The organism is Mesorhizobium sp. M1E.F.Ca.ET.063.01.1.1 (assembly GCF_003998155.1).
Lineage (GTDB): Bacteria > Pseudomonadota > Alphaproteobacteria > Rhizobiales > Rhizobiaceae > Mesorhizobium.
On sequence record NZ_RZSC01000177.1, the window covers coordinates 1 to 9,586 of the forward strand.

Genomic DNA, 9,586 nt, shown 5'->3' on the forward strand with positions numbered 1-9,586 from the left:
GTTGAAGTCGGCAAAAACAGGCCCGTTGCCGAGGCTCGTGCCTGCCATGCCCGCCCGGGAAAACCAATCCCGCCAGCCCAACGGTGTCTCGTCATGCAGCAGGTCCGCCGCTGCGATCTCCGCCGGTGTGCCCAGCCGGCCCTTGCGCGCCAGGTAATGCGGGCTGCATGCGGGCCGGCTTATCCGGGAGAAAAGCTTGAGGCTCGTCACATGCGGGGAAGGGTCGGCGCCCAGCGTGATCAGAATGTCGTTGTCCTCGTCGTCAAGCCTGTCCTCCGCCTTTGCATAGGTGACGCGGATCGCGATCTCAGGATGACGGGCAGTGAAGTCCGTCAGGCGCGGCACCAGCCAACGGCTGGCGATGGAGGGAATGCAGCCTACTGACAGCGACTGCGCGCCGGCGCTCCTTCGTATGCGCCGGCAGGCGGCGTTGAGTTCGGCGAGCGCGGCGCCCGCGGACGCCTGAAGCGCCAGTCCCGCCTCGGTCAGACGAACCTTGCGAGCCCCCCTATCGAACAGCGGCACGCCCAACCACTCCTCCAGCCGCCTTATCTGATGGCTGATCGCCGGATGGGTCACATGGAGCTCTTCGCCGGCGGCCGAAAAGCTGAGATGGCGGGCGGCGGCCTCGAAAGCCCGAATGGCATTCAACGGAAGGTAATCCATCTGTAAGTATTCCTAATGGATTGCGCGAAAATCGGTCATTTGAAATCGGGCTCAAACCGAGACATTTTCGGGAATGTCAGTTTTGGCGGTCGCGTGAAGATACCAGAAAAAGCCGCTTAAACTATCGATCCGGAGGCGTGAACCGCTTCCCGCAATCTGTCACAGATAGAGCGCTCATGTTCATCAGGCAATTGGCTGATGTAGAAAAAACTGACTTCTTCGTCGATTGGGGCAACGGCACCAGCCACCGGCTGCTGACCCAGCGGGACGGCATGGGGTTCACGGTCTGCCACACCGTCGTGCGCGCAGGCAGTGAATCGCGCCTTCAATACCGGCGGCATCTGGAAGCCTGCTACTGCATCTCCGGCAGCGGTGAAGTCGAGGACATGGAGGGCACGATACATCGTATCGAGCCGGGCACGATCTATGTGCTCGATGCCCATGACGACCATTTTCTGCGTGCGGACGCCACAGGCGACATGGTGCTGGTCAGCGTCTTCAATCCGCCTCTCAACGGCACCGAGAAGCACAGCCTCAACGGAGCCGGAGGTTCTGCTTACTGAACTTCGCGGGTACTTTCTCGCGACAGCGGCTTCCGGCGGCTGATTCGCTCGACGCAAGGATCGGCGCCCAGTTGGCGCCGGCCTCCGAGGGCGCGGTCACGCCGAGGTTCTGAGAGAGCAGGAAGGGCGGCCGCCCTTCTTTCGATCTTCGAGAAAGGACATTCGATGCTTTCCGGCCCCAAACCCGAGTGGCTCACCTTCGACTGCTATGGCACCTTGATCCAGTGGGACGAAGGCTTGCTCGCCGCCGTAGAGACGATCCTTGCCAATCATCCAGGCTCCAACATTGAGCCCCCGACACTGATCCGCGTCTACGACAAGCACGAACACGCGCTGGAGGCCGAGCGGCCGCATAAATCCTTCTGTGCCGTGGCCGGCGAAGCGCTGCGCCTGGCGATGGAGGAGCTGAAGCTTAGCTACGCGCCGGACGACATCGAGGTGCTGACCGGCAGCATTTCCCGAATGCCGCCATTCCCCGAAGTCGTGTCCGCGCTCGGCCTGCTGAAAGCGCAGGGATTCAAGCTCTGCATCATCTCCAACACCGACGACGACATCATCGCCGGCAATGTCGCGCAGCTCGACGGCCATATCGACCGCGTCATTACCGCGCAGCAGGCCGGCGCCTACAAGCCGGCCCAGCAGATCTTCGATTTCGCCCACAATGCGCTCGGCCTCGATCGCGGCGATATCGTGCATATCTGCGCCAGCCCGCACCTCGATCTCGCGGCCGCCCGCGATCTCGGATTCCGATGCATCTGGATCGACAGGGGCACCGGCCGCAAACCGTTGCCCGACTATGCCCCGAACGCGGTTTTTCGGACCCTCGACCGCGTGCCGCCTTTTCTCGCATCGACCATCTGGGACTGAGGCGGTCGGCGGTGTCGCCTCGCTGTCGCATGACTGTCACACCTCGCGGAATCCTGACCCGGCGGAGGGGGCGGGACTGCAAAACCGACCACGTTGGTCGACGCAAGGAATCATCTCATCAACTTATTTTGACGGCGATTTCTTCGAAACGGTGCGCATGATACGGCTGAATCGTCAAAGACATTGCGTTGTGCCAATGATAGGGTCCGCGATAGTCCAGGGGCCGGGTGCGAAAAAACGGGCAATCGGGTGGCGTGCTTCCAAAACACGCCCGGCGATTGAAAAATCACGTTGCAATCCGGGCTCGAAACTTTACGACTAGGGGAAATACGAAAAGGAATGCGTCCTCGAAGGCGACATTCCAGGGGAGCCGCATAAATATGCAGTACTTCGTCCAGCAGCTTATCAATGGGCTGACGCTGGGATCTATCTATGGGCTGATCGCGATCGGCTATACGATGGTCTACGGCATCATCGGCATGATCAATTTCGCCCATGGCGACATCTTCATGGTCGGCGCCTTCACGGCCCTCATCGTCTTCCTCATCCTCGGCGCGCTGTTCTATTCCGTGCCTGTGGTGGTGGCGCTTCTGATCATGATGATCGTCGGCATGCTGCTCACCAGCCTCTACAATTGGACGATCGAGAAGGTGGCCTACCGGCCGTTGCGCGGATCGTTCCGGCTGGCGCCGCTGATCACCGCCATCGGCATGTCGATCGCGCTGTCCAACTTCGTGCAGGTCACGCAAGGGCCGCGCAACAAGCCGATCCCGCCGCTGGTCAGCCAAGTCTACACGATCGACGGCATCAGCGTCTCGCTGAAGCAGATCATCATCGTTCTGGTGACCGCGGTGCTGCTGGTCATCTTCTGGTATCTCGTCAACAGGACGGCGCTCGGACGTGCTCAGCGCGCCTGCGAGCAGGACCGCAAGATGGCGGCGCTGCTCGGCATCGACGTCGACCGCACCATCTCCATCACCTTCATTATGGGCGCGGCCCTTGCCGCAGTCGCCGGCACGCTGTTTCTGATGTATTACGGCGTGGTGGTGTTCTCCGACGGCTTCGTGCCGGGCGTGAAGGCTTTTACCGCGGCGGTGCTCGGCGGCATCGGCTCGCTGCCGGGCGCGGTGCTCGGCGGGCTGCTGATCGGCTTCATCGAGAGCATGTGGTCAGCCTATTTCTCGATCGACTACAAGGACGTCGCCGCCTTCTCGATCCTGGCGATCGTGCTCATCTTCCTGCCCTCCGGCATCCTGGGCCGGCCTGAAGTCGAAAAGGTCTGATCCTCATGGCCGTTACCGTGTCTCCGGAGCGCGACGTCGTCGTCCCTCCCATCCAACGCGCTTTCCGTGAAGCGCTCTATGCCGGCGCCATCGCGCTCGGCCTGTTCGTGCTGTTCATCGGCCTCAGGACCGACCAGAACATCTCCAACGAACTGATCCTGGTGCAGCGCTGGGGCCTGCTTGCCCTGGTGGTCATTGCCACCGCCGTCGGCCGCTTCCTCTATGTCGGATACGCGCAGCCGGCGATGGAGCGGGCCAAGGCGGAAAAGGCCAAGGCGCCCGCAGCCATCGCGGCCGAACCGGGCTTTGTGCGGCGCAACTTCAACAAGATTGGCGTCGCGGTGCTGATCGCCTATCCAGTCGTGATGGTCTTGGCGTTCGGCTTTCAGGGTTCGCTGAAATGGGTCGACAATTTCGGCATCCAGATCCTGATCTATGTGATGCTGGCCTGGGGCCTCAACATCGTCGTCGGGCTGGCCGGCCTGCTCGACCTCGGTTACGTCGCCTTCTATGCGGTCGGCGCCTATGCCTATGCGCTGCTCGGCACGCATTTCGGCCTGTCGTTCTGGATCCTGCTGCCCGCCGCTGGCGCCATGGCCGCCTTCTGGGGCGTCATGCTCGGCTTCCCGGTGCTGCGGCTGCGCGGCGACTATCTGGCGATCGTGACGCTCGCCTTTGGCGAGATCATCCGGCTGGTGATCATCAACTGGCGCGAGGTCACCAACGGTTCGGCCGGGGTTTCCGGCATTCCGAAGGTGTCGTTCTTCGGCCTGGTGTCGTTCAACGTCTCGGACCCGAATTATATCGCCAAGGTGCTGCACATCGCCCAGTCGGGCGCCTACTACAAGATCTTCCTCTACTACCTGATCCTGGGCCTGTGCTTCTTCACCGCCTTCGTCACCATCAGGCTTCGCCGGTTGCCCGTCGGCCGCGCCTGGGAAGCCCTGCGCGAGGACGAGATCGCCTGCCGCTCGCTCGGCATCAACACCACCACCACCAAGCTGACGGCATTCGCCACCGGCGCCATGTTCGGCGGCTTCGCCGGCTCGTTCTTCGCCGCCCGACAGGGCTTCGTCAGCCCTGAATCCTTCGTCTTCCTGGAATCGGCGATCATCCTCGCCATCGTTGTGCTGGGCGGCATGGGTTCGCTGGGCGGCATCGCGGTGGCGGCGCTGGTCATGATCGGCGGCACCGAGATCCTGCGCGAGCTCGGCTTCCTCAAGGCGGTGTTCGGCCCCGATTTCACGCCGGAACTCTACCGCATGCTGCTGTTCGGCATGGCCATGGTCATCGTCATGCTGTGGAAGCCGCGCGGCTTCGTCGGCAGCCGTGAGCCGACCGCCTTCCTCAAGGAACGAAGAGCGGTCTCAGGCTCCTTCACCAAGGAGGGCCACGGCTGATGGACGTGCAAGCTTCCCAGAGTGATTTCATCCTGCAGGTCCAGCACCTGTCGATGAAGTTCGGCGGCCTGGTCGCCATCGGCGACCTGTCGTTCCAAGCCAAGCGCGGCGAGATCACCGCGCTGATCGGACCGAACGGTGCCGGCAAGACGACGGTGTTCAACTGCATCACCGGCTTCTACAAGCCCACCGAGGGCATGATCACGCTGAACAAGCGCGACGGCTCGACGTATCTGCTCGAGCGCCTGCCCAACCACGAGATCCCGGCGCGCGCCAATGTGGCGCGCACCTTCCAGAACATCCGCCTGTTCTCGGGCATGACGCTGCTGGAAAACCTTTTGGTCGCCCAGCACAACAAGCTGATGAAGGCCTCGGGCTACACCTTCCTCGGCCTGTTCGGCTTCCCGAGCTACCGCCAGGCCTCGGCCGAGTCGATCGAGCTCGCCAGGCACTGGCTGAAGAAGGCCGATCTCGTCGAGCGCGCCGACGATCCGGCCGGCGACCTGCCCTATGGCGCGCAGCGGCGGCTGGAGATCGCGCGCGCCATGTGCACCGGGCCTGAGCTGCTGTGCCTCGACGAGCCGGCCGCCGGCCTCAACCCGAAGGAATCGGCCTCGCTCAACGAGCTCCTGATCGACATCAAGGACAACACCGGCACCTCGATCCTGCTGATCGAGCACGACATGTCGGTGGTCATGCAGATCTCCGATCATGTCGTGGTGCTGGAATATGGCCGCAAGATCTCCGACGGCAATCCGCAGTCGGTCAGGACCGACCCGCGCGTCATCGCCGCCTATCTCGGCGTCGACGATCAGGAGGTGGAAGAAGTGCTCACCGAAGTCGGCGACGAGGACGTCATCGAACAGCTCGATACCGGGCCCGACTCCGCGCACGGGCCGGGCAATTCCGCTTCTATGATGGCCGGACCGGTTTCCGATACCGTCGAACACGCGGACGAGGGCGAGCGCGTCACGGTCTCGAAGGGCGCCTCGAAAGCGGCTCAGGTCGATGCGCGCGCGAACTCAACAAGAAGCAAGCCGGCCTCGCAGGCCGGAAAGCCCGCAGCGAAGGCGAAGCCCTCGGCCAAAAAGTCCACCTCGCCGGCCAAGCCGGCCGCGAAATCCTCGACAGCCAAGCCGCGCGGAGGGCGTAAATAATGGCCGGCACAACGCTGCTCGATATCAAGGGCGTGCAGACCTATTACGGCAACATCCGGGCGCTGAACGGCGTCGACGTCAACGTCAACCAGGGTGAGATCGTGGCGCTGATCGGCGCCAACGGCGCCGGCAAGTCGACGCTGATGATGACCATCTTCGGCGCGCCGCGTGCCCGCGCCGGCACCATCACCTTCGCCGGCACCGACATCACGCAGATGCCGACGCACGAGATCGCGCGGCTGCGCATCGCCCAATCGCCGGAAGGGCGCCGCATCTTCCCGCGCATGACGGTGATGGAAAACCTGCAGATGGGCGCCAGCATCGACAACCTTAAGCATTTTGACGAGGATGCCGAGAAGGTGTTCGCGCTGTTCCCGAGGCTTAAGGAGCGCATCAACCAGCGCGGCGGCACGCTGTCGGGCGGCGAGCAGCAAATGCTGTCCATCGGGCGCGCGCTGATGGGGAGGCCGAAGCTGCTCCTGCTCGACGAGCCGTCGCTGGGTCTGGCGCCGCTGATCGTCAAGCAGATCTTCGACGCCATTCGCGAGCTCAACAGGTCGCAGGGGTTGACCGTGTTCCTGGTCGAGCAGAACGCTTTCGGCGCGCTCAAGCTCGCCAATCGCGGCTACGTCATGGTCAACGGCAATGTGACGATGAGCGGCACCGGCAAGGAGCTGCTCGCCAATCCGGAAGTGCGCGCCGCATATCTCGAAGGCGGGCATCACTAGGGCAGTTTTGATGCAATTCCGGACGGAAAACCGTTTCACACTTTTCCTGGAATTGCTCTAGGGTTGGGAGACATCAATCATGCAGGGCGTTCTCTACGAAGAAGCCTCGATCTGGCACTTCTTGTTCGTCACGGGCCTGCTCGGCGGCGGGGCGGCTTGGATGACCGGCAAAGCCGTGGCCCAGACCTGGGGCACCCACGTCCGCCTGTTCATTTACATGCTTGGCCTCGGCATCGGGGTAAGGTTCATCCATCATGCCCTGTTCGGAGGCACGATGTTCTCGCTGCATTATTACATCGTCGATACCGTTGTGCTGATGATATTCGGCTTCCTCGGTTATCAGTACACGCGCACGAACCAGATGGTCACTCAGTATAATTGGCTCTACGAAAGAGCTTCCTTATTGAGCTGGAAGCCGAAAGGTTGAGGTTCATGATTAACGTCGTTTCAGGGATGAATCGGCGTGACAAGTGCCTGAAAATCGGCATTCTATGCTTTCTGCGATAAGGGTGGGCATCGCATGAAAGTATCATCCACGCCCACTCCGTAAATGGGAGCGTTTCAATGAAAAAATCACTCTTGTCCGCCGTGGCGCTGACCGCGTTCATCGCGTTCAGCGGCAGCGCGTGGGCCGACATCCTGATCGGCGTCGCCGGTCCGATCACCGGTCCGAACGCCGCTTTCGGCGCGCAGCTGCAGAAGGGCGCGGAACAGGCGGTCGCCGACATCAACGCGGCGGGCGGCATCAATGGCCAGCAGCTCAAGCTCGAGATCGGTGACGACGTCTCCGATCCCAAGCAGGGCATCTCGGTCGCCAACAAGTTCGTCGCCGACGGCGTCAAGTTCGTCGACGGCCACTTCAACTCGGGCGTGACCATTCCCGCGTCGGAAGTCTATGCGGAAAACGGCATCCTGGTTATGACGCCGGCAGCGACCAATCCGAAGCTCACCGAGCGCGGCCTGTGGAACACCTTCCGCACCTGCGGTCGCGATGACCAGCAGGGCAAGGTGGCGGGCGACTACATCGCCAAGAACTTCAAGGACGCCAAGATCGCCATCATCCACGACAAGACGCCTTACGGCCAGGGCCTCGCCGACGAGACCAAGAAGAACCTGAACGCCGGCGGCATCACGGAAGTGATGTATGAAGGCGTGAATGTCGGCGACAAGGACTTCTCGGCCCTCATCGCCAAGATGAAGGAAAATGGCGTCACCCTGATCTACTGGGGCGGCCTGCACACCGAAGCCGGCCTGATCATCCGTCAGTCGGCCGACCAGGGCCTGAAGGCGCCGCTGTTCTCCGGCGACGGCATCGTCTCCAACGAACTGGCCTCGATCGCCGGCGATGCCGTTGCCGGCACGCTCAACACCTTCGCTCCGGATCCGCGCAAGAATCCGGCCGCCAAGGAAGTGGTCGAGAAGTTCCGCGCCGCCGGTTTCGAGCCGGAAGCCTATACGCTCTACTCCTATGCCGCCATCCAGATCATCTCGCAGGCCATCGCCAAGGTCGGCTCCGCCGACGACGCGCAGAAGGTTGCCGACACGATCAAGTCCGGCGGTCCGTGGAAGACGGCCATCGGCGAGATCGGTTACGATGCCAAGGGCGACATCACCCGTCCGGACTATGTCATCTACGAGTGGAAGAAGGGCGAGGACGGCAAGTACAGCTACTTCGAGAAATAAGCCGGCAAACTGTAGCCGACTTTTCGAGATGCCCGGCGCTCAGCGCCGGGCATTTTTGTTGTCGGGTGTTTTTCCATCAACCGATCCTCACGAGAGCGCCTACAAAGCGCTCCTTGAACCGCGGGACGGGAGACAAGCGGCCGTTTGGCGCAAACGAGCGATTTAAATCGTTTTAGTTGTCGCGCGATTTTGTTTGCGCTGCAGCATTTTCACGCTAATCATTGCCCTTCACCTCACTTTCCGCTGCTGGAGCCCATTCCTTGGCAATCACGAAGATCCTCGTCGCCAACCGGTCCGAAATCGCCATCCGCGTCTTCCGCGCGGCCAATGAACTGGGCCTCAAAACCGTGGCCATCTGGGCGGAAGAGGACAAATATTCGCTGCACCGCTTCAAGGCCGACGAAAGCTACCAGGTCGGTCGCGGGCCGCATCTCGCCAAGGATATGGGTCCGATCGAAAGTTATCTTTCGATCGACGAGGTAATCCGCGTCGCCAGACTGTCGGGCGCAGACGCGATCCATCCGGGTTACGGCCTGCTGTCGGAGAGCCCGGAATTCGCCGAGGCATGCGCCGCCGCCGGCATCACCTTCATCGGGCCGAAGCCGGAGACGATGCGCCGGCTCGGCAACAAGGTCGCTGCGCGCAACCTGGCGATCGAGGTCGGCGTGCCGGTCGTGCCCGCCACCGATCCGCTCCCGGACGACATGGAAGCGGTGAAGAAGCTCGCCGCGGGAATCGGCTATCCGGTGATGTTGAAGGCCTCGTGGGGCGGCGGCGGCCGCGGCATGCGCGCCATCCGTGCCGAAGCCGATCTCGCCCGCGAGGTGATGGAGGGCAAACGCGAGGCCAAGGCCGCCTTCGGCAAGGACGAGGTCTATCTCGAGAAGCTGATCGAGCGCGCCCGCCATGTCGAGGTCCAGGTGCTCGGCGACACGCATGGCAACGCCGTCCATCTGTTCGAGCGCGACTGTTCGATCCAGCGCCGCAACCAGAAGGTCGTCGAGCGCGCGCCGGCGCCATATCTCAGCGAGGAACTGCGCCAGGAACTCTGCGGCTACGCGCTGAAGATCGCGCAAGAGACCAGCTATATCGGCGCCGGCACGGTCGAGTTCCTGCAGGACGCCGACACCGGCAAATTCTATTTCATCGAAGTCAATCCGCGTATCCAAGTCGAGCATACCGTCACCGAGATGGTGACCGGCATCGACATCGTGAAGGCGCAGATACATATCCTCGACG

At 62.3% G+C, this 9,586-nt stretch carries 10 protein-coding genes; 9 read left to right on the plus strand and 1 reads right to left on the minus strand.

Annotation, left to right across the window (positions count from 1 at the left end):
* The coding region (locus EOA29_RS14930; protein WP_127221091.1) for a LysR family transcriptional regulator at positions 1-666 on the minus strand (666 nt) is incomplete at its 3' end.
* Positions 667-842: 176 nt separating this feature from the next.
* On the opposite strand from EOA29_RS14930, the gene EOA29_RS14935 reads away from it, so the two are divergent.
* The 9 genes from EOA29_RS14935 to EOA29_RS14975 form a co-directional block, all read left to right on the plus strand.
* Entirely contained in the window at positions 843-1,229 is a 387-nt protein-coding gene (locus EOA29_RS14935) for an ectoine synthase (protein WP_126091398.1), read from the plus strand.
* A gap of 165 nt (positions 1,230-1,394) precedes the next feature.
* Positions 1,395-2,096: a haloacid dehalogenase type II gene (locus EOA29_RS14940; protein WP_126091399.1), complete on the plus strand. Its 702-nt coding sequence runs from the start codon at positions 1,395-1,397 to the stop codon at positions 2,094-2,096.
* Between the two features lie 380 nt (positions 2,097-2,476).
* A complete protein-coding gene (locus tag EOA29_RS14945; RefSeq protein ID WP_126091400.1) occupies positions 2,477-3,379 on the plus strand; it encodes a branched-chain amino acid ABC transporter permease LivH in 903 nt (300 codons plus the stop codon).
* A gap of 5 nt (positions 3,380-3,384) precedes the next feature.
* A complete protein-coding gene (gene livM, locus EOA29_RS14950) occupies positions 3,385-4,779 on the plus strand; it encodes a high-affinity branched-chain amino acid ABC transporter permease LivM (RefSeq protein WP_126091401.1) in 1,395 nt (464 codons plus the stop codon).
* Positions 4,779-5,936, plus strand: coding sequence for an ABC transporter ATP-binding protein (locus EOA29_RS14955; protein WP_126091402.1), 1,158 nt, complete (start codon positions 4,779-4,781; stop codon positions 5,934-5,936). The genes livM and EOA29_RS14955 overlap by 1 nt, the downstream gene beginning before the upstream one ends.
* Complete coding sequence (locus EOA29_RS14960; RefSeq protein ID WP_126091403.1) at positions 5,936-6,664, plus strand: ABC transporter ATP-binding protein; 729 nt, start codon at positions 5,936-5,938, stop codon at positions 6,662-6,664. Before EOA29_RS14955 ends, EOA29_RS14960 begins: the two co-directional genes overlap by 1 nt.
* Positions 6,665-6,743: 79 nt before the next feature.
* Positions 6,744-7,091 carry a DUF6867 family protein gene (locus EOA29_RS14965; RefSeq protein WP_126091404.1) on the plus strand — a complete coding sequence of 116 codons (348 nt, stop codon included), beginning with the start codon at positions 6,744-6,746 and terminating at the stop codon, positions 7,089-7,091.
* A gap of 137 nt (positions 7,092-7,228) precedes the next feature.
* The gene (locus tag EOA29_RS14970) at positions 7,229-8,347 is read left to right on the plus strand and encodes a branched-chain amino acid ABC transporter substrate-binding protein (protein ID WP_126091405.1); all 1,119 of its coding nucleotides are present in this window, start codon (positions 7,229-7,231) and stop codon (positions 8,345-8,347) included.
* A gap of 260 nt (positions 8,348-8,607) precedes the next feature.
* A partial coding sequence (locus EOA29_RS14975) for a biotin carboxylase N-terminal domain-containing protein (protein WP_127221092.1) occupies positions 8,608-9,586 on the plus strand: 979 nt, incomplete at its 3' end.